Annotated in this window: 19 protein-coding genes; 11 read left to right on the forward strand and 8 right to left on the reverse strand. The window is 72.5% G+C overall.

The features are described from left to right. Positions 1–521: 521 nt before the first annotated feature. From AB0J46_RS41065 to AB0J46_RS41075, 3 genes are all read right to left on the reverse strand, one after another. The gene (locus tag AB0J46_RS41065; RefSeq protein WP_364340249.1) at positions 522–920 is read right to left on the reverse strand and encodes an ASCH domain-containing protein; all 399 of its coding nucleotides are present in this window, start codon (positions 918–920) and stop codon (positions 522–524) included. Between the two features lie 9 nt (positions 921–929). Next, positions 930–1952 (reverse strand): hypothetical protein, encoded by a 1023-nt coding sequence (locus AB0J46_RS41070; protein WP_352365283.1) that lies wholly within the window; start codon positions 1950–1952, stop codon positions 930–932. 94 nt (positions 1953–2046) lie between these two features. Further along, entirely contained in the window at positions 2047–2934 is an 888-nt protein-coding gene (locus tag AB0J46_RS41075) for a DMT family transporter (protein ID WP_364340251.1), read from the reverse strand. Between the two features lie 46 nt (positions 2935–2980). Here AB0J46_RS41075 and AB0J46_RS41080 point away from each other — a divergent pair, with 46 nt between their 5' ends. The 11 genes from AB0J46_RS41080 (at position 2981) to AB0J46_RS41130 (ending at position 13387) form a co-directional block, all read left to right on the forward strand. Continuing rightward, positions 2981–3274 carry a hypothetical protein gene (locus AB0J46_RS41080; protein ID WP_364340253.1) on the forward strand — a complete coding sequence of 98 codons (294 nt, stop codon included), beginning with the start codon at positions 2981–2983 and terminating at the stop codon, positions 3272–3274. 141 nt (positions 3275–3415) lie between these two features. Further along, on the forward strand, positions 3416–4819 hold the full coding sequence (locus AB0J46_RS41085) for a PLP-dependent aminotransferase family protein (protein WP_364340255.1): 1404 nt from the start codon (positions 3416–3418) through the stop codon (positions 4817–4819). A gap of 367 nt (positions 4820–5186) precedes the next feature. Then, a complete protein-coding gene (locus AB0J46_RS41090; protein ID WP_364340257.1) occupies positions 5187–5327 on the forward strand; it encodes a CGNR zinc finger domain-containing protein in 141 nt (46 codons plus the stop codon). Positions 5328–5491: 164 nt separating this feature from the next. Then, positions 5492–5980, forward strand: coding sequence for a GNAT family N-acetyltransferase (locus tag AB0J46_RS41095; RefSeq protein ID WP_358298391.1), 489 nt, complete (start codon positions 5492–5494; stop codon positions 5978–5980). 12 nt (positions 5981–5992) lie between these two features. Next, the gene (locus AB0J46_RS41100; RefSeq protein ID WP_364340259.1) at positions 5993–6868 is read left to right on the forward strand and encodes a 1,4-dihydroxy-2-naphthoate polyprenyltransferase; all 876 of its coding nucleotides are present in this window, start codon (positions 5993–5995) and stop codon (positions 6866–6868) included. A gap of 144 nt (positions 6869–7012) precedes the next feature. Next, positions 7013–8362, forward strand: coding sequence for a cytosine permease (locus tag AB0J46_RS41105; RefSeq protein ID WP_364340261.1), 1350 nt, complete (start codon positions 7013–7015; stop codon positions 8360–8362). Further along, entirely contained in the window at positions 8359–10098 is a 1740-nt protein-coding gene (locus AB0J46_RS41110) for an adenine deaminase C-terminal domain-containing protein (RefSeq protein WP_364340263.1), read from the forward strand. The genes AB0J46_RS41105 and AB0J46_RS41110 overlap by 4 nt, the downstream gene beginning before the upstream one ends. Before the next feature lie 2 nt (positions 10099–10100). Then, positions 10101–11099 (forward strand): adenosine deaminase, encoded by a 999-nt coding sequence (locus AB0J46_RS41115; RefSeq protein ID WP_364340265.1) that lies wholly within the window; start codon positions 10101–10103, stop codon positions 11097–11099. A gap of 101 nt (positions 11100–11200) precedes the next feature. Next, positions 11201–11923 (forward strand): GAF and ANTAR domain-containing protein, encoded by a 723-nt coding sequence (locus AB0J46_RS41120; RefSeq protein WP_364340267.1) that lies wholly within the window; start codon positions 11201–11203, stop codon positions 11921–11923. 7 nt (positions 11924–11930) lie between these two features. Further along, positions 11931–12776 carry an alpha/beta hydrolase gene (locus tag AB0J46_RS41125; protein WP_364340269.1) on the forward strand — a complete coding sequence of 282 codons (846 nt, stop codon included), beginning with the start codon at positions 11931–11933 and terminating at the stop codon, positions 12774–12776. A 35-nt stretch (positions 12777–12811) separates the two neighbouring features. Further along, positions 12812–13387 carry an XRE family transcriptional regulator gene (locus AB0J46_RS41130; RefSeq protein WP_357988051.1) on the forward strand — a complete coding sequence of 192 codons (576 nt, stop codon included), beginning with the start codon at positions 12812–12814 and terminating at the stop codon, positions 13385–13387. Here AB0J46_RS41130 and AB0J46_RS41135 read toward each other — a convergent pair. From AB0J46_RS41135 to AB0J46_RS41155, 5 genes are read right to left on the reverse strand one after another with little or no spacing between them, the layout of a single operon-like run. Then, a complete protein-coding gene (locus AB0J46_RS41135; RefSeq protein WP_364340509.1) occupies positions 13384–15132 on the reverse strand; it encodes an ABC transporter ATP-binding protein in 1749 nt (582 codons plus the stop codon). The two genes, AB0J46_RS41130 and AB0J46_RS41135, sit on opposite strands and share 4 nt — an antisense overlap. A 2-nt stretch (positions 15133–15134) precedes the next feature. Further along, a complete protein-coding gene (locus tag AB0J46_RS41140) occupies positions 15135–15944 on the reverse strand; it encodes an ABC transporter permease (protein ID WP_364340271.1) in 810 nt (269 codons plus the stop codon). A 29-nt stretch (positions 15945–15973) separates the two neighbouring features. Further along, positions 15974–16927, reverse strand: a complete 954-nt coding sequence (locus tag AB0J46_RS41145) for an ABC transporter permease (RefSeq protein ID WP_358298405.1) — start codon at positions 16925–16927, stop codon at positions 15974–15976. Beyond that, positions 16927–18750, reverse strand: coding sequence for a S9 family peptidase (locus tag AB0J46_RS41150; RefSeq protein ID WP_364340273.1), 1824 nt, complete (start codon positions 18748–18750; stop codon positions 16927–16929). The genes AB0J46_RS41145 and AB0J46_RS41150 overlap by 1 nt, the downstream gene beginning before the upstream one ends. After that, positions 18750–20372, reverse strand: a complete 1623-nt coding sequence (locus AB0J46_RS41155; protein WP_364340275.1) for an ABC transporter substrate-binding protein — start codon at positions 20370–20372, stop codon at positions 18750–18752. The genes AB0J46_RS41150 and AB0J46_RS41155 overlap by 1 nt, the downstream gene beginning before the upstream one ends. Positions 20373–20429 lie beyond the last annotated feature (57 nt).

Raw genomic sequence — 20429 nt, forward strand, 5'->3', positions numbered from 1 at the left:
CGACGGCACAGGGGACGACGGCACAGGGGACGACGGCACAGGGGACGACGGCACAGGGGACGACGGCACAGGGGACGACGGCACAGGGGACGACGGCACAGGGGACGACGGAGGCGGAAGGACTCGGGAGTTGGGTGGGGCAAGTCGCTGAGGGCGTCGGTGCGGGAGTGACGGCGGCGCGGGTTGGATCGCCTTGCGGCAGGGCTTGAGCCCGGGCGGCCTGCGAATGCGTGCCTGGTGGGAGGCGGATGCTGGGCGGGGAGAGATGCTTGGCCGGGAGTGGATGCTCGGCCCCAGGGGCGGATGCTTGGCCGGGAGTGGATGCTTGGCCAAGGCGCGGGCGCTCGCCCGCTGGTGGCTGCTTGGCCGGGAGTGGATGCTCGGCTGGGGGGTGTGGTCGGGGTTTGGGTATAGGGGGTTGATGCCGCGCTCCCTCAAGCGTGGGGTGGGGGGCAGTGCGGCTGGGGGTTGTTCGGGGGCTGGTTTGTGTTTTGGGGGCTTGGTGTTTTGGGCCCGGGGGGCTAGGCGGGGAGTAGGCGGTAGTGGAGGCAGACGATTGTGGAGGTGTCGTTCACCTCGTGGCCCAAGGATGACCAGTAGCGCTGGTGGACGTCCCGCCAGTGCTGGATCGAGGTGAATCCTTCGCCTTCCGCCTCGGCAAACTCCCACGGCACTTCGGCGAACGGCACCAGCGCCACTGAGGTGATCTCGATGGTGGCGGCCTTCTCGCCGGCGTCGTTCACGAGGATCAGGTGCTCGCCGACGTGTTCGACCTCTTCGCCCTCCGCCTCGTAGTCGAGGGGCAGGAGACCGGCGGTGGCGGTCTTCGCGCCTGAGAGGGTGAGGTCGGTCAGCAGGGTGCGCACCTTGCCGGGCGTGCCTAGGGCGAGGACTCTGCGTCCGTCGATGCGGGGCCACATACGCGCATCCTAGAAGACGGGGATGATCTCCTCCGGGTCGATGACGTTCACTTCGACGCCTTCCAGGTCCAGTTCGGGAATGGCGGGGAAGGCGATGCCCCATCGTTCGACGATCGCGCGGACCTTCGCCATGGCCACGCGCCAGTTCTCCTTCTGTTCCTCGTAGGAGAGCACACCCAATCCCGCTTCCCTGGCGTGGTCCATCAGGACGCGGTGGTTGTCGAGGAAGTAGGGCGGAAGTTCCCAGAACCCTTCCGGAGGCTCCCAGAGAATCATGGAGAGGAACACGAAACCGGCCCGCAGCTGGCGGGTGATGAGGCTGCGGGTCTCGTCGGTGAGGCCCGGCCATTCGTTCTCCAGAATGGTCATGCAGATTTGCAGATGACGAGACTCGTCGAGGCCGATGCGCTGGAACATCTCGCCGAAGACCGGATGCCGGGTGCCCGTGGCCATGCCTCTGAACAGCGTGGACGCGGCCATCTCGCCCATCATGAAACTCGTGAACAGGACCGGCAGCGAGTATCTTCCGACGGCGCTGGTGTAGCCGGTCCAGTAGCGGCCGCCGTTGTGGTAGAGCCAGCCGATGTTGTTGTGGGCGGCCTTTTCGAGATCGTCTTCGGGGGTCCAGTTCAGAGGGCCGCCGGGCCACAGCCGGGCTATGGTCCGCTGGCAGCACTCCTCATGGTTCATCTCGTCGCGGGTGATGGAGAAGAAGCACTTCCGGACCGGGTCTTCCTCGTGTTTCTCGAAAGCCTGGATGGTTGCCCGGGCGAACACGGCCGGGCCCGAGGCGTCGAAATTGGCGAGGACGGCGAACCAGTACATGATGCCCAGGCGCTGTTCGCGGGTGAAGTCGTCCGGGTTGAGGCCGTCCCATGGGAGGTCGGCCGGGTTCCAGAGTTTGCGCTTGGACTTCTCGTAGATGGCTGCGAGTTTCTCGGTCTCCACGCGCCATTCCATCGGATAGATGTTGGGCTGCGGGATCTCCGGCGCGGGCCAGAAGCCGCCTTCCGGGATCGTGAGGTCCGCCATGGTTGTGACACCTCCCCTGCCATCCTGCGTGGCGGCGTAACGCCATGCAAGCTTCGCCGCGGCCCGGTGCGCACGTCGTCCTGCCAGGCCTTCCCTACGAGCGGGTGCGCTGCGTGACGGCGACACAGGCCAGGACGGCGAGTGCGGCGGCCACGGTGGCCGGGCCGAAACGTTCGCCCATCAGGACCCAGGCCCAGATGAGGGTCAGCAGCGGCTGCGCCAGCTGGGTCTGGCCGGCTCTGGCGATGCCGCCTCTGGCCAGGCCGGCGTACCAGGGGATGAAGCCGAGGAACATCGAGATCAGCGCCACGTAGGCGAAGCCGGCCAGGGCGGGGGCCGTCGGCGTGATGGGGGTGGTGAGGGCCAGGACCGCGGTGATCACGGCGGTCAGCGGGAGGGAGAGGACGAGGGCGTGGCTGATCACCTGCCAGCCGGTGGTCGTCCTGGTCAGGCGGCCGCCTTCGGTGTAGCCGAGCGCGGCTGACAGGAGGGCGCCGACCAGGAGCAGGTCCGGCCAGGCGGCGCCGGCCTGGCCTCGGGTGAGGGTGAAGGCGATGATCGCGGCGGCGCCGGCCGCGCAGGCGGCCCAGAACAGGGGGCGAGGGCGTTCGCCGGCCCGTACGACGGCGCAGGCGGCGGTCGCGGCGGGGAGCAAGGCGATGACCACGGCGGCGTGGGAGGTGCTGGCGCCCAGGTCGAGGGCAAGGCTGCTGAACACCGGGAAGCCGAAGACCACGCCCAGGGAGATCACGGTGTAGGAGGGCCAAAGGCGGCGTGGCGGGAGAAGGGGCAGGCGGGCGGCCTTGAGGCAGACCAGGGCGATGAGGCCGGCGACGGCGGCGCGGCCGATGGCGACCAGCCAGGGGTCGAAGCCGCGCATCGCGTAGACGGTGCCGGGGAAGCTGCCGGAAAAAGCCAGGACGCCCAGGAAGGCCAGCATCGTCCCCTGCCGGGCGCGGGCGGTGGCTCCGCCGGTGCCCACCAGGGCGTCGCGAAGGGTGGGGGCGCCGTCGGAGGTCCCAGCGCCGTTGGAGGTCGCAGCGCCGTTCGAAGTGGCGGCGCCGTTCGAGGCCCCAGCGCCGTTCGAAGTGGCGGTGCCGTTCGAGGCCCCAGCGCCGTTCGAAGTGGCGGTGCCGTTCGAGGCCCCAGCGCCGTTCGAAGTGGCGGTGCCGTTGGAGATCTCGGTGCCGTTGGAGGCGGCGGGCCCCTTCAAGGGGGCGGGAGAGAAGGCGGGAGGGGCGGCGGCCGCCAGGACAGGAGCTGGGGAGGTGGAGGGTGGGGTGCTGGTCCTGTCGGACGGGCTGGAAGAGGCCGGGTTCTGAGCGGCGGCCGGCTTGTTGAGGGTGGCAGGAGAGCCGGTGGTTGAAGAGCCGGTGGCAGCAGAGCCGGTGGCGGTTGTTGTGGGGCGGGGGGTGGGAGGCGGTGCTACTGCGTTTTGGGCGGTAGCGCTATCCTTATCCTTCATGACCAACGATAGCAGTATCGCCCAGATTGCGGCGATACTGCGGGAAGAGGCCGCCCGTCTGGGGCCTGGTGCGCGGCTTCCGTCCAGCCGGGAGATCATGCGGCGGCACAACGTCAGCCCCGTGACGGTCTCGCGCGCCATCGGCCAGCTCGCCGCCGAAGGGCGGGTGGTGTCGCGTCCGGGAAGCGGCACGTTCGTGGCGCCGCGGCAGGTCGTGCGCGGTCAGGACCCCCTGGACCTGTCCTGGCAGACGGTCGCCCTCGGCGACCGGGTGGTGGACGACGGGCCGGTGGCGGCGCTGCTCGCGGAGCCGCCCGAGGAGGTGGTGCCGTTGACCGGCGGTTACCTGAACCCGGGGTTGAGGCCGGACAAGCAGCTTGCGGCGGCCGCCGCGCGGGCGGTGCGCCGTCCGGACGTCTGGGCGACGCCGCCGTTGAACGGCCTGCACGAGCTGCGCGGCTGGTTCGCCCGCCAGGCCGGGGGCGACGTGACGGCGGCGGACGCGCTGATCGTCAGCGGCGGCCAGGCGGCGCTGACGCACGCGTTCAGGGCGCTGGCGGCCCCCGGGACGCCGGTGCTGGTCGAGACGCCCACCTATCCCGGAGCGCTGGCGGCGGCCAAGGCGGCCGGGCTGCGGGCGACGGCCGTGCCGATGGACCGCGACGGCGTACGGCCGGACCTGCTCGCCGAGGCGTTCGCCGTCACCGGCGCGCGGGTGTTCTTCTGCCAGCCCACCCTGCACAACCCCACCGGCGCGACGTTGCCCCTGGAGCGGCGCGCGCAGGTGCTGGAGGTGGCCAGGGCGGCGGGGGCGTTCGTGATCGAGGACGACTACGCCCGCTACCTGTCCCCCGCCGCTCCCCCGTCGCTGGCCTCCATGGACGCGCACGGCACGGTCGTCAACGTGGGCTCGCTGACCAAGATCCTGTCCCCCAGCCTGCGGGTGGCGGCGGTCGTGGCTCGTGGTCCGGCCGCGCACCGGCTGCGGGCCAGCCAGCTCGTCGAGTCGTTCTTCGTGGCGCGGCCGTTGCAGGAGACGGCGCTGGAGTTCGTGGGCTCGGCGGCGTGGGGCAGGCATCTGAACACCGTGCACGCCGAGATCGCGACCAGGCGGGACGCACTCGCCGCGGCGCTGGCGGCCCACGTCCCGGGGGTGGAGGTGCATCTGCTGCCGATCGGCGGGCTGCACCTGTGGCTGCGGCTGCCCGCGGAGGTGGACGAGAACGCCCTGGTAGAGACGGCCCGGCGGTACGGGACGCTGGTGAGCCCGGGGCGGATGTACTACCCGTCGGAGCCGCCGGGCCCGCGGATCAGGGTGACGCACATGGCCGCCGCCAACCTGACGATCCTGGCGGAGGGGGTGCGGAGGCTCGGGCGGGCGCTGGACGCACAGGCCCGGTGATCGGACGCCCGGCCCGGTGATCAGACGCCGGTTCGGGCGACGCGGGCGCGCCCGGCCGCGATCACCGCCGCATGGGCCGCCCCCGCCTCAGTCGGTGGGCGGAGATCGACACGTGCGGCTCGACACGCGCGGACGGGCCGGCGGGACAGGCCGGCGGGACAGGCCGGCGGGACAGGCCGGCGGGACAGGCCGGCGCGGACAGGCGGACGGCGGGCGGACGGCGGGGGCGGCGCGGACGGGCGGACGGCGGGGGCGGCTGGGCAGACGGCGGGCGCGGCTGGGCGGACGGCTGGCGGGCGGAGGCTGGCGGCTGGCGGCGGTGGATGTTGGAGCGGTCGTTGTATGGGTGGTGGGGATATGTCGGCGGGTGTTCAGCGATGTGTCCGGGAATCGTTCGCGCTCATGGTGTTCGATCCGGGTATGCGGTGACAACACCAAGACACGCGCATACCGGGCCTGGAAGCGGGGTTCGCGTCATCTCCAAGGCTCAAACACCGATACGGTGTAACTCGTGCCTTGTGGCACGAACGGCAGGCGAAGGAGCGGGCCGAGATGGCAGACGTAGGCGTCCGGGCGGCCCGGCGCGAGGATGTTCTCCAGGTTGCGAATACTCAGATCCGCGCCTGGCGCTACGGATATCGGGAGTTCCTCCCGGAAGGCCCACTCGAGCAGATGACGGGGCCGGCGGCCGAGAAGATGTGGCTGCGTCAGTGGGACGAGGCGATCGTCGCCCCGCCCGGCCCCTCGTGCCGGGTGCTGGTCGCGGTGGAGACCATCCTCGACACCGAGGGTTTCCCCGCGCTGGGTGCGGGCGGCAGCGCGGCGCTGACGACCCCGCGCGGCGGCGAGCGGGTGGTGGGGCTGGCCTCGCACGCCCCCGCCGAGGACCCCGACCTGGATCCCAGCAGGGTCGCCGAGATGCTGACGCTGCTGGTCGATCCCGACTTCGTGCGCCGCGGCCACGGCAGCCGCCTGCTCAACGCCACCGTCGACTACCTGCGTGAGGACGGCTTCCGCCAGATCGTCACCTGGGTGTTCGCCGACAACTACGCTGTGCTCGGTTTCCTGGAGTCGGCCGGCTGGGGCGAGGACATGGCCGAACGCGTCCTCGACATGGGCCGTCCGATCCGCATGGTCAGGCTCACCACGGATATCAGCTAGAGGTTCGACAGCATGGCAACCCCCGGTCAGTGGATCGCGGGCGCGCGCCCGCGCACGCTTCCCAACGCCGTAGTCCCCGTCATGGTCGGTACGGGCGTGGCGATCGGCGACGGCGGATTCGTCTGGTGGCGCGCGGTCCTGGCGCTGCTCGTGGCGCTGTCCCTGCAGATCGGCGTCAACTACGCCAACGACTACAGCGACGGCATCCGCGGCACCGACGACCAGCGCGTCGGGCCGATGCGGCTCGTCGGCTCGCGGGCGGCCACGCCCCGGCAGGTCCTGACGGCTGCGCTGGGCTGCTTCGCGGTCGCGGCGGTGCTCGGGCTGGTGCTGGTGGTCGTGACGCGGGCGTGGTGGATCCTGCTGGTGGGGGTCGCGTGCATCGCGGCGGCCTGGTTCTACACCGGCGGCAAGCGGCCCTACGGCTATCGCGGCCTGGGTGAGCTGGCGGTCTTCGTGTTCTTCGGCGTGGTCCCGGTGATGGGCACCGCGTACGTGCAGACCGAGCAGCTGAGCTGGACGGCGTTCCTGGCCTCGATCCCGGTGGGGCTCTTGTCCTGCTCGATGCTGGTGGTCAACAACCTGCGCGACGTCCAGACGGACGGCACGTCGGGCAAGCGCACGCTGGCGGTGGTGCTCGGCGCCGGGCGCACCCGGGCGTTGTACGTGTTGTGCCAGGTGGTGCCGTTCGTGGTGGCGCTGGCGATGATCGCGGTCACGCCGTGGGCGGCGCTCGCGGCGCTGGCCGCGCCGCTCGCGGTCACGCCGATCAGGACGGTGCTGGGCAAGGCGGTCGGGCCGGCGCTGATCGCGGTCCTGCAGCAGACGGGCAAGCTACAGATGGCGTACGGCCTGCTGTTCGCAGTCGGCCTGGCGATCACCCTGTAGCCAGCCACAGCGGTCGGCTTGGCGATCACTTTGTAGCCGGGGCACAACTGGCTCGCAGCACGCTCGTATGTCCCGATAACTCACCACATCACCCCCCTACGGTTCACTGTGTGCGCACACACCCAGCGACCCTCAGGAGGGGCCATGGAACAACGCGGGATCGAACTGGTCTCGGCCGGCGAAAGGTACGGCCGCCCGCGTGACCTGCTTTTCCTCTGGTCCGGGACGACGATGGGCATCTTCACCCTCGTCTACGGCATCACGATCGTGGCGGCGTTCCAGCTCAGCTTCACGCAGGCGGTCATCGCGATCGTCATCGGCAACCTGCTGTCGTTCCCGCTGGTCGGCCTGACCAGCCTGCAGGGGCCGGCCACCGGCACCTCCACCATGGCGGTCTCCAGGGCCGCCTACGGCCCCAAGGGCGCCCGCGTGCTCAGCTTCTTCGGCTGGCTCAACATGGTGGGCTTCGAGGCCGGCGGCATGGTGCTCATCACGTTCGCGGCGCTGTCGCTGCTGGAGCAGGCGGGGGTGAGCGACCAGGGGCTCGGGCTCAAGGTCGTGGTGATCCTGGTGGCGGCGGCGATCCAGCTCGTGCTGCCGCTGATCGGGCACGCCGCGGTGATGAAGGCGCAGAAGTACTTCACCTGGGTGTTCGTCGTGCTGTTCGGCCTGATGGCGATCCTGATCGCGCCCAAGGTGGAGCTCGGGGGCGGCGGCGGGTCGGCGGACTTCGCCACGTTCACGATGGCGATCGCGATGATCATGTCGGCGGGCGGGCTGTCGTGGGGGCCGCTGGGCGGCGACTACTCCCGCTACCTGCCGGCGAACTCCTCCAGGAAGGCGGTCTTCGGGTACGCGGCCCTGGGCGGGTTCGTCCCGTACGTGCTGCTGATGACGCTCGGGGCGGCCGTGGCGACCGTGGTGAAGGACAACACCGACCCGATCTCGGGGCTGCCGGGCGCGCTGCCGCAGTGGTTCGTGGTGCCGTACCTGCTGCTGGCGATCGTGTCGCTGTTCGCGGTCAACACCACCGACCTGTACTCCTCGGGGCTGAACCTGCAGGCGGCCGGGATCAAGGTCAAGCGCTGGGTGGCGGTCGTCGGCGACCTCGTGCTCTGCGTGCTCATCACGTTCGTGGCGGTCACCTCGAACAGCTTCAACACCATGCTCAACAACTTCCTCGCGCTGCTGATCATCTGGCTGGCGCCCTGGGCCGGGGTCTACATCACCGACTGGCTGCGCAGGAGGGGACGCTACGACGCCGAGGCGCTGTTCGACGAGCAGGCGCCCGGCCAGGTCCGCTGGCCGGCGATCATCGCGCAGGTCCTGGGCATGGTGGCGGCGGCCCTGTGGATCAACTCGGCCGTCTTCGTCGGGCCGCTGTCGGAGGCGACGGGCGGCAGCGACTTCAGCATCTTCGCGGGCTTCCTGGTGGCCGGTGCGGCGTACGCGCTGCTCGTGCCGCGGCCCGCCGTACGGACTGTGGAGGCATGATGGACCGCGACCTGCTGGACGTGGCGTACGGGCGGCGGCCCGCGGACACGATCATCACGAACGGCACGCTCGTCAACGTGCTGACCGGCGAGCTCTACCCGGCCGAGATCGGCATCGTCGGCGGCCGGATCGCCGCCGTCGAGCCGGTGCTTGAGCGCGGCCCGGACACCGAGGTGATCGACGCCCGCGGCGGTTACCTGGTGCCCGGCCTGATCGACGGGCACCTGCACATCGAGTGCAGCAAGTTGTCGGTCACCAGTTTCGCCGACCTGGTGGTTCCGTTCGGCACGACGAGCGTGGTGTCGGGGCTGGACCAGATCCTCGTGGCCGAGGGTCTGCCGGGCGTCCGGCGTTTCCTGGACGAGTCGGCGGCGACCGGCATGCGAATCTGGTGGGGTGCACCCGCCAAGGCGCCCTACACCGTGCCGGAGTCGACCGTCGGGCATCCGTTCGGTCCGGCTGAGCACAGGATCGCCCACGAATGGCCGGAATGTGTGGGGATTTGGGAGACCGTCCAGGAGATGGTGGAACACTCCGATCCTGCCGTCATGGAGGCCCTCGACCTGGCTCGGGAGCGGCGGCTGCCGGTGTTCGGCTGCGCGCCGCTGTCCGACCCGCGCCGGATCAGCGGGCTGGCGGCGGCCGGGGTGCGGCTCGACCACGAGTCGTACTCGCACGAGGAGATGCTGGAGAAGCTGCGCCGCGGCATGTACGGCATCATCCGCGAGTCCTCGGTCGCCCATTTCCTCGACGAGAACATCAAGGCCGTGGCCCTGGCCGGCGCCCGCAGGCTGGCGTTCTGCACCGACGACGTGCACGCCGCCGACGTGCTGGCGGGCGGCCACATGGACAAGCTCGTCCGGATGGCGGTCGCGGCAGGGGTCGACCCGGTGACGGCGATCCAGATGGCCACGGTGAACTGCGCGGAGATGTACCGCATCGACCACCTGGTGGGCAGCCTGTCCCCCGGCCGGTTCGCGGACGTCCTGATCGTCGACTCGCTGGAGGACTTCCGGGTCCGCGAGGTGATCGCCAACGGCGTGCCCGCCGCCCGCGACGGCCGGATGGTCACGCCGACGCCCGCCCCCGAGCGCGGCCCGGTCCGGCCGTTCCCGATCGCCCCGGTCACCGCCGGCGACCTGGTGCTGCGCGCCGAGGGCGAGCAGGCGACCGTGCTGACCCTCGGGTTCACCGACCAGGTCTTCGTCCGCAGGAGGCGCGACGTGACCCTGCCGGTGACCGACGGCGTCGTGGAGCCGTCCGTGGAGCAGGACGCGCTGCTCGTCACGGTCGTCGAGCGCTACGGCAAGACCGGCAACAAGCCGGTCGCCATGGTCAGCGGCATGGGCCTGCGGGCCGGCGCGATCGCCACCAGCGCGGCGCCCGACGACAACAACATCATCTGCGTGGGCGCCTCCCGCGAGGACATGGCGCTGGCCGTCAACACCGTCGCCGAGCAGGGCGGCGGCCAGGCCGTGGTGGTGGACGGCGAAGTGCGGGCGCTGCTGCCGCTGCCGGTCGGCGGCATCGTCTCCGACCTGCCGGCCGCCGAGATGGCGGTGCTGGAGGAGCGGCTCGACGACCTGGCCCGCGAGCTGGGCTGCACGCTGCCGGCGCCGCTGATGTACCTGTTCTTCCTGTCGATCACCGCGATCCCCGACTACGCCGTCACCGACCTCGGGCTGGTCGACTGCGTACGGCTCGAGGTCGTCGACCCCATCCTCACGGAGGTTTGATCATGAAGGACTTCATCGCCGGTCTCCCCAAGTGCGAGCTGCACCTGCACATCGAGGGCACGCTGGAGCCGGAGCTCAAGTTCGACCTGGCCCGGCGCAACGGCATCGCGCTGCCCTACACGTCGGTCGAGGAGATGCGGGCCGCCTACTCCTTCGACGACCTCCCCTCCTTCCTCACGGTCTACTACGAGGGCATGCAGGTGCTGCGCACCGAGCCCGACTTCTACGACCTGGCGATGGCCTACCTGCGCAAGGCCGCCGAGCAGAACGTGCGCTACGCCGAGATCTTCTTCGACCCGCAGGCGCACACCTCGCGCGGGGTGCCGTTCGACGTGGTGATCCGCGGGCTGCGGCGGGCGCTGATCGACGCCGACCGCCAGCTCGGCGTGCGGGCCCAGCTGATCATGTGCTTCCTGCGCGACTTCCAGGCCGAGTACGCGATGGCGACACTGCTGGAGTCGCTGCCGTACAAGGAGTGGATCGTCGGCATCGGGCTCGACTCCGACGAGAAGGGCAACCCGCCGGCCAAGTTCGCCGCCGTGTACGAGCGGGCCCGCCAGGAGGGCTACCTGCTGACCATGCACTGCGACGTCGACCAGGACAACTCGATCGAGCACATCCGGCAGGCGATCGAGGAGATCGGCGTCGACCGGGTCGACCACGGCGTCAACATCCTGGAGGACCAGCGGCTGGTGGACCTGGTGCTGGCCCGCGGCATCGGCCTGACCTGCTGCCCGATCTCCAACGGGTACGTCACCGACTCCATGAAGGCCGAGGGCATCCGCAAGCTCATGGAGCTCGGCGTGCGGGTGACGATCAACTCCGACGACCCGGCGTACTTCAACGGGTACGTGGGCGAGAACCTGGAGGCGCTGCAGGAGGAGCTGCAGCTCACCCGCGAGGAGCTGGCCCGGCTGGAGCGCAACGCGTTCGAGATCACCTGGCTGCCGCGGCACCTGAAGGACGCCTACCTGGCCGAGGTCGACGCCTACCTCGCCTGAGAAGTCCCGGGAAAACCTCCGGCGGGGCCCGCTTAGAACCCCGCTGGAGGGGCAGGCTGTCTGGTCGCAGGCGTGAGCCGCAGCCGAGCGCGAGGGATTTGTTGAACAGGACCGCTGTTCCGGCCGGAATCGACGAGCTCGAACGGGCACTGGCGCGGAGTGTCGTCATCGCCGCCCGTGCGATGCCCGACTCTCCGCTGGTCAGCGTGACGTTGTGCACCGAACGCGGCATCCGTTCGGCGGCGTGCGCGCACGCCCGCGCCGGGATGCTCGACGGCATGCAGTCGGCGGCCGGGCAGGGGCCGAGCTTCGAGGCGATCGAGGCCGGGCGCGCGGTCACGGCGGCCGGTCTGGCGCCCGGCGACGCCCGCTGGGGGTCCTTCTGCCCGCAGCCGCACGGGATCCTCAGCCTGCACGCCGAGCCGCTGACCTCCCAGGGGCGGCTGCTGGGCACGCTCAACCTCTACTCGGCGGGCGCGGGCGGCTTCTCCGCGCGGACGCACGTCGCGGCGCAGGTGAGTGCCGCGTCGATCGGCGTGCTGTTCGACGTGGCCATCGGCGCGGCCCGTACGCGGGAGGTGTCGGCGCAGCTGAAGGAGGCGCTCGGCACGCGTCCGGTCATCGACCAGGCGATCGGGATCGTCATGGCGCAGCGCCGCTGCACCGCGCACCAGGCGTTCGAGATCCTGCGCAACGTCTCCCAGGACCGTAACCTCAAGGTGCACCACGTCGCGGCGACGATCGTCCGGTCGGTGAGCGGCGGCCCGCCTCAGCGGCCGCGGTTCGAGGATCCGCCGCCCGACGACCACGGGCACCCGGCATAATCCCCCCATGCCCTCCTTTCTCGCTCACGACGGGACCGAGCTGGCCTACCACGTATCCGGGACGGGCGAGCCGCTGGTGTGCGTGCCCGGCGGCCCGGGCCGCGCCTCCCGCTACCTGGGCGACCTCGGCGGCCTGCCCCGGCGGCTGATCCAGCTGGACGGCCGGGGCACCGGCGACTCGGCGATCCCGGCCGACCCCGGGACGTACCGGTGGGACCGGCTGGCCGAGGACGTCGAGGCGCTGCGGGAGCACCTGGGACTGGACCGCATGGACCTGCTGGCGCACTCGGCGGGCGCGAACGTGGCCGTCCGGTACGCCGGGCTGCATCCGGCCCGCCTGAGGTCGTTGTGCCTGGTCGCACCCTCGCCGGTCGCCGTGGGATGCACGCCGACGGAGGAGGACTGGCAGGCCGGTCTGGAGCTGCGCGCGCACGAGCCGTGGTACGCCGCCGCCCTGGCGGAGTTCCTGGCGGACGAGGGCGTGGAGCGCCACCGGTTCTTCTACGGCCCCTGGACCGAACGCGCCGCGGCCCATTCCGCCACGGCCGAGGAGGAGTGCGGCGAGGCCGCGGCGGACGGCTTCTACGCGCCGTCCCCGGTGACGCCCGAGGAGGTCAGGGCCGGGCTGGGCGCGCTGGACGCGCCGGCGCTGCTGCTGACCGGCGACCTGGACGTCCACCCCTGCCGCCTTTACGCGCGCCCCTTCGCCGCCCTGTTCCGCGACGCCACGCTGGTGACGCTGCCCGGCGCCGGGCACTTCCCGTGGGTGGACGACCCGGGCGCCTTCGTCTCCGCGGTGTCCGGCTTCCTGGACGAGCTCGCCGGACGACGCGGCCTGACGCGCAGGGCATGATGGGGGTGGACGCCGGGACAGGAAGGACTCACCACGTGCGGCAGGAACTCGCGGTCACCAACGGGCAGGCCGCCGGGGTGCGCGGCGCGCTGGCGGGCAACCTGCGGCGCACGCGGCTGGCCCGGGGGTTCAGCGTCCGCGAGCTGGCCGAGCTGACCGGGGTGAGCAAGGCGCTGATCTCACAGATCGAGCGCGGCGTGGCCAACCCGACGATCGAGGTGCTGACCCGGCTGGCGGGTGCGCTGGAGCTCACCTTCGCCGAGCTGACCCGTACCCGGCTCGCCGAGCCCGAGGTGCTGCGCAGGAGCGAGGGCCTGCCGGTGGCGGTGGGCGACACGACCGTGCGCGGCCTGTTCGCCGCGGCCGACCGGCGGCGGTTCGAGCTGGCCGAGGGCGAGCTGCCGCCGCTGACGCGCAGCGCCAGGAGCGCCCACGGCCACGGGTCCGTGGAGCACGCCTACGTGGTGTCCGGCGAGGTGACGGTCGAGAGCGACACGTGGTCGGTGCGGCTGGGCGAGGGCGACGCGGTGCGGTTCGGGGCCGAGGTCGACCACGTCTACTCCACCGGCGAGCGCGGCTGCCGGATGCTCACGCTGATCTCCTACGACTAGCCGGGCCAGCGGCTGCTTCCGTCGGGCACGCTGGCCAGCAGCTCGCGGGTGTAGGGGTGGGCGGGGGCGTCCAGCACCCGGTCCACGTCGCCGGTCTCGACGCATTCGCCGGCCCGCAGCACGTACAGGCGGTCGGCGAGCTGGCGGACGACGGCCAGGTCGTGGGTGATGAACAGCAGGCCCATGCCCAGGCGTTCCTTGAGCCCGGCGAGCAGGGTGAGCACCTGCGCCTGCACGGAGACGTCGAGGGCGGAGACTGGCTCGTCGCAGACCAGCAGGCGGGGCTCGCCGGCCACGGCCCGCGCGATGGCCACGCGCTGCCGCTCGCCGCCCGACAGGCCGGCCGGGCGCTTGCGGGCGAGGGCGGGGTCGAGGCCCACCAGGCGCAGCAGCGCGCCGACATCCGTGGGGCGTCCGTCGGCGGCGAGCGCCTCCTTGAGCGTCGCACCGACGGTACGCGCCGGGTTGAGCGTCGAGTACGGGTCCTGGAAGATCATCTGTGCCGTCCGGCGGGCCTGGCGCACCGCCTGGCGGGACATGCGGGTGGGGTCGGAGCAGTCGAGCCCGTCGAGGGTGACGACGCCCGCGTCGGGGCGTTCCAGGCCGGTGACGCAGCGGGCCAGCGTGGTCTTGCCGGACCCCGACTCGCCGACGACGGCCACGACCTCGCCCGGCGCCACCGTCAGGTCCACACCGGCCAGGGCCGGCCGCGACGCGCCCGCGTACGTCTTCCGCAGGCCCGTCACCGCCAGCAGGGGCGCGGCGGCGGTGCGCGGCGGCGACGGCACGCCCGGCGGGGGCGGCGGCGCCTCGGGCAGCGCGGCGGACCGTACGCAGGCCGACAGGCGAACCTCCGCGCCCGGCACCGGCACCAGGGCGGGGACGCCCGCGCGGCACTCCTCCCCCGCGTGCGCGCACCGGTCGGCGAACCCGCAGCGCCCGGCCACCGCGTCGTGGGCCGGCACCGAGCCCGGCACGGACGGGATGACCGGCAGCCGCCGGTCGGCGGGCGGCTCGGCGGCCAGCAGCGCCCGCGTGTACGGATGCCGCTGCTCCTTGCGCAGCTCGGCGGCGCGCCCGACCTCCATGACCCGGCCCGCGTACATGACCACGACCCGGTCGCACATCGAGAACGCCAGCCGCAGGTCGTGGGTGATGAGCAGGAACGTCATGTCCCGTTCGCGCTGGATGCGGCGGATGAGGGCGAGCACCTCGCGCTGCGTGGTGGCGTCGAGGGCGGTGGTCGGCTCGTCGGCCAGCAGGATCCGCGGCGCGGCGGCCAGCGCGCAGGCCAGGCCCACCCGCTGCCGCATGCCGCCGGAGAGCTGGAACGGGTAGCGGCCCGCCACCTCGGCCCTCAGGCCCACCTCGGCCAGCAGCCGCGGCACCTCGGTCTTGGGGTCGGCGCCGTCCGGCAGGCCGTCGGCGATCTGCTTGCCGGCCCTGCGCAGGGGGTTGAGCAGCGTGAACGGGTCCTGCATGAGCAGCGAGACCGTGCCGCCGCGCTGCCGCCGCCTGGCCCTGGGGTCGTCGTCGACCCGCCGCCCGTCGATCTCGACCAGGCCGGTGGACTCCAGCCCGGCGGGCAGCAACCCGAGCAGCGCGCGGACGGTCAGCGACTTGCCCGAGCCGGACTCGCCCACGATCGCCACCGACTCGCCGGCGGCGACCTCGAAGGACACCTGCGACAGCAGCGTACGGCCGGTGTCCGGCTGCCGTACGGTCAGGTCGGCCACCCGCAGCATGGTCACCGGGCCCTCCGCTCGAAGCGTTCGTGCAGCCAGTCGCCCACCAGGTTGAGCGCGGCGGCGGTGACGATCACGGCCAGGCCGGGCGCGATGACCGCCCACGGGTTGGCCAGCAGCTGGGTGCGGTTGTCGGCCAGCGTGCGCCCCCAGTCGGGCGATCCGGCCGGGACGCCCAGGCCGAGGAAGGACAACGACGACAGCGAGACCAGGGCGAAGGCGAAGTTCAGGAAGGCCGAGGCCAGGCTGACCGGGACGATGTTCGGCCAGATGTGCCGGGTCATGATCCGCCAGGACGACAGGTTCTTGAGCAGCGCCGCCTCGACGTAGGGCCGGTGCCGCTGCTCCAGGACGGCGCCGCGCACGACCCGCGTGTCGGTGGGCGCGAACAGCACCACCAGCACGGCGACGGCCAGGCCGTAACCGCCGCCGAGCACGCCCGCCACGACGATCGCGACCAGCAGCGCGGGCAGCGAGAACATCAGGTCGGCCCAGCGCATGACCAGGGTGTCCGTCCAGCCGCCGAAGTAGCCGGCGGCCAGGCCGAGCAGGTTGCCGATCAGCATGGAGCCGGCGGCCACGGCGAACGCCCCCGGCACGGCGGTGCGGGCCCCCGCGACGAGCAGGCTCAGCACGTCGCGGCCCAGGTCGTCGGTGCCGAGCGGGTGGCCGGGGCCGGGCATGGAGATGCCGGTCATCAGGTCCTGGGCGGTGGCGCCGGGGACCAGCCAGGGCGCGAACGCGGCGGCGGCCACGACGACCACGAGCACGGCCAGCGCCAGCGGCACGGCGATCGGGAACCGGCGGATCACGGCACGCCCGCGCGTACGAACCGGCCCGGTCACGACGCGCCCCCGCCGAGCCGCACGCGCGGGTCTGCCACCGAGTAGGCGACGTCCACCAGCAGGTTGACGGCGGCGATCAGGAGGGTGAGCAGCAGCGCGAGCGCCTGCACCACCGGCACGTCCTTGAAGGTGACCGAGTCGACCAGCAGCGACCCGAGCCCCGGCAGCGCGAACGTGACCTCCACCAGCACGGTCCCGGCGAGCATGCCGGTGACGACGAGCCCGGCCGCGGTCAGCACGGGCACCAGCGAGTTGCGCATGGCGTAGCCGAGCACGACGGGCGCGCTCAGGCCGCGGGCGCGGGCGAAGACCACGTAGTCCTGGTCCAGCTCGCGGACGAGCGCGGCCCTGCTGAAACGCAGCAGCATCCCGGCCGCCCCGGCCGCCAGCGCGACGGCGGGCAGCGTCAGGTGCCACAACTCGCTCGCGAACCCCTCCCCCGTGCCGTAGACGGGGAACCAGCCGAGCCCGAGCGCGAACACCACGAGCAGCAGCAGGCCGACCGCGAACGGCGGCGCGCTCAGCCCCACCACCCCGGCGGTCACCACCAGGCGGTCGCTCGCCCGGCCCTTGCGCAGCGCGCCCAGCACGCCGAGCGGCAGGCCCGCCAGCGCGGCCAGGAGCGTGCCGTAGCCGGTCAGGACGAGCGTGCGCGGCAGGCGTTCGCCGAGCATCCCGGCGACCGGCTGGCCGGTCCTGATGGAGGTGCCGAGGTCGCCGCCGAGCACGCCGCCGAGCCAACGCAGGTACTGGACGGCGACGGGGTCGTCGAGGTGGTAGCGGCCCCGCAGGGCGGCGATCGTGTCGGCGGTGGCCGGACGGGTGCCGAGCAGCGTCTGCTGGATGTCGCCCGGGGCCAGGTAGAGCAGGCCGAACACGCCGGCCGACAGCAGCAGCACGACGGCCGCGGTGCCCGCGGACCTGCGCAGCAGGAACCCGGCCCAGCCCATCACAACACCCCGCCCCCGGTCAGCCAGCCGATCACGCGCTCCGCCGCGTCCCTGCGGTGGGCGGGCTCGACCAGCTCGTGACCCTCCCGAGGGTAGAGGACCAGCTGAGTGCTCACGCCCGCCGCCGACCAGGCACGATAGAGCTGTTCGGCCTGGCCGGGAGGGGTGGTGCGGTCGCGCTCGCCGTGCAGGATCAGGGTCGGGGTGGCGGCCTTGGCGGCGTGGTGCACGGGTGAGCGGGCGGCCAGGCGTTCGCGTCCCTCGCCGGTGGCCGGGTCGGCCCCGGCGTGGTAGAGCGGGTCGAAGCCGCCCGCGAGGTTGCTGGCGGTGGAGAAGCTCAGCCAGTCGCTCACGCCGGACATGACGACGGCGGCGCGGAAGCGGCTCGTGCGGGTGACGGCCCAGGCGGTCAGGTATCCGCCGTAGCTCAGGCCCATGACCGCGGTCCGGCCGGGGTCGGCGATGCCCGCGGCGACCAGGTGGTCCACGCCGGCCAGCACGTCGTCCAGGTCCGCCGCGCCGACCTGGCCGATGACCGCGCGGGCGTAGTCCTGGCCGCGGCCGCTGCTGCCTCTGGGGTTCGGCAGCAGGACGGCGGCGCCCGCGTGCGCCAGCGGCACGGCGAGCTGGTTGGACTCGGCGGGCGCGAACGAGCTGGACCACAACCAGGTGGGCCCGCCGTGCACCATGACGACCAGCGGCCTGGGTCCCTCTCCGGCGCCGGGGGTGGTGAGCAGCAGGCCGCTGACCGGCAGGCCGTCGCGGCCGGTCCAGGTGATCTCCTTCTGGTGCGCCGCCAGGCCGGCCAGCCCGGCGTTGAGCGCGGTGACCGCTCGCCAGTCGCCCTCCCGCAGGACGGCCACGGCGACCTCGGGCGGCTGCTCGGGGCTCTCCCAGCAGGCCGCGGCCACCGTGCCGGTGCGGTCCACGGACAGCGAGGGCTGGCCGTCGCGGCCGCCCAGCGTTCCCCGGGCCGTCCAGCGGCTCAGGACGCGGCCGTCGGCGGCGCTGAGCACCCCGCCGTGCACGCCGGTGCCCGACCAGCCGGTGAACCACAGGGTGTCGTCGTCCAGCCAGCCGAGGTCGGTGACGTCGTCCAGGTCGCCCAGGTAGGCGACCTCCCCCGTGACCAGGTCGGCCCGCAGGACGCGGCCCGAGACGATCGACAGCCCCTCGACCACCACGGCGGCCCGTCCGCCCGGGGCCAGCCGGGGCCGGGCGAGCTGCCAGGACGTGCGGTGCAACGTGCGCACCTCGCCGTCCTCGACCAGGTCGAGCCGGGGCCGGTAGTACCCGGCGGGCGTCTCGTCTGCCGAGGTCACGGCCAGGGCGCGGCGTCCGCGCCAGTCGGCGTCCCACACGGTCAGGCCGGGCAGCGCGAGCCGGCGCGGGCGGTCGTCGCCGACCTCGAACCAGGCCAGGCGGCGCAGCCGGCCGCCCGGCGTCAGGACGAAGGGGTCGGACGGGTCGTGCACGCGCAGACCCAGGTGGCTGCCGTCGCGCTCGCTGCCGGGGTCGGCCAGCCGGACCAGGACGGTGCCGTCGTCGCCGGGGATCAGGTCCTCGATCTCGCCGTCCACGCGGGCCCGCCAGCCGTCGACGGCCAGCTCGGACGGCGACGGCGTGCGCAGCAGCCGCCCGTCGGGCAGCCAGCGGACCGGTCCGTGGCAGTCGCCCGCGGCCTCCATGGCGCCGTCGAGCCCGACGACGTACGCGACGCCGTCGATCACGCAGGCGACGCGGTCGCCGCCGGGGTGCAGCGACACCGATTCCGGATATCGCATCCCGGCCAGCGCCTGATGCACTTGAATAGGGTCGGTCATCAGCGTGCGGCCACCTTCGTCGCCCACGGGCCGACGAAGAAGTAGGGGCCGAAGCCCTCGGCGGCGACCGCCCTGCCGAACGCGGTGGCCGCCTCGCCCCACCACAGCGGCTGGTACGGCACGTCCGCCGCCGCCCTGACCAGCGCCTGGCCGAGCAGCTTGCCCCGGGCGGCGTCGTCGGTGCCCGCCTTGGCCTTGTCCAGCAGGCCGGTCACCTCGGCGTTGTCGTACTCGGCGATGTTGGTGCCGTTCTCGCCGGTGGCGCCGCCGTGCAGGAGCTGCTGGACGTACTCGGCGGGGTCGCCGGTGGTGGCGAAGTACCAGCCGAGGTAGACGCCGGAGCCGTGCTTGCCGAGGTCGGCGATCCACTGTTCGAGCGGCACCTCCTTGACCTCCAGCGTGATGCCGATGGTCTTGAGGTTCTCGGCCAGGGTGAGCGCCGCCCGCCCGAGCTGCGGGCCGCTGCTCGGGTACGTGAGCGTGTCGGCGAACCCCTGCGGCGTGGCCGACTTCGCCAGCTCGGCCTTGGCCTGGACCAGGTCGAAGCCGTACTGGGGGATGGACGCGTACAGGGCGGTGACCTCGGCCTCGTCCAGCACGCCGCCCCACTGGGCCGGGTCCGGGATGGCGGTGGCGACCTTGCCGTGGCCGCGCAGCACGCTCCTGACGATGCCCTCCCGGTCCACGGCGTGGGCGACTGCCCGGCGCACGTGCACGTCGTCCCAGGGCTTCTTGGCCGTGTTGAAGGCCAGCGTGACCAGCGAGCGGTCGGCGGCGGTCAGCACCTGCGCGCCGGGCACCGCCTTCCACTGGTCGATCTGCTCGGCGGGCACGTTGAGCGCGACGTCCACGTTGTCGCCGCGCATGGCCAGCAGCCGCGTGGACTCCTCCGGGATGAAGTCGATCCTGATCTGCCGGAAGGCCGGCTTGCCGCCCCGGTAGGCGTCGTTGCGCTCCAGCGTGACGTGCGAGTCGGGGGCGAACTCGGCCACCTTGTACGGCCCCGTCCCCAGCAGCTTGCCCTCCGGCGTGCCGATGCGCTCGCCGGTGGCCTCGATGAACTTCGCGCTGGTCACCAGCAGCGTGCCGGGCGTGGGCACCCACGCGAACGCCGCGTCGGGGCTCTTGAGCTTGATCGTCACCTCGGCGTCGCCGGTGGCCTCGATCGTGTCCACGTTGGCGTAGGCGTAGGCGAAGGCGGTGGTCGAGCCCTTCTTGGCGTGCAGGTTCAGGCTGGTGACCACGTCGGCGGCGGTGAGCGGGCTGCCGTCGGAGAAGGTCACGCCGGGGCGCAGCTTGTAGACGTAGGTGGTGGCGTCCTTCCTGGCCCAGGACTCGGCCAAGGACGGCTGGAGGCTGCCGTCCGGGCCGACGCCGACCAGGGACTCCTGCACGAGGAGGGCCACGACGTAGTTCATGATGCCCGCCTCCTTGGCCGCGTCCAGCGACCCGATGGAGGAGGGCAGCGCGACGCGCAGGACGTCGAGGCTCTTCTTGGCGGATGTCCCCGCCTCCTGCTCGGCCGGCCCGCACGCCGACAGCAGGCCGGGCAGCACGGCGAGTGCCCCCGCGAAGGCGGCGGACCGCAGGACAGAACGCCGGGAGACAGGCAGATCGGTCACCGGGGGACCCTACTTTCACGCGACCGGTCAACCCGCCTAGCTGCAGTGTCTACCGGT

Origin of the sequence: Nonomuraea sp. NPDC049758, from assembly GCF_040674635.1 — a bacterium.
GTDB lineage: Bacteria > Actinomycetota > Actinomycetes > Streptosporangiales > Streptosporangiaceae > Nonomuraea.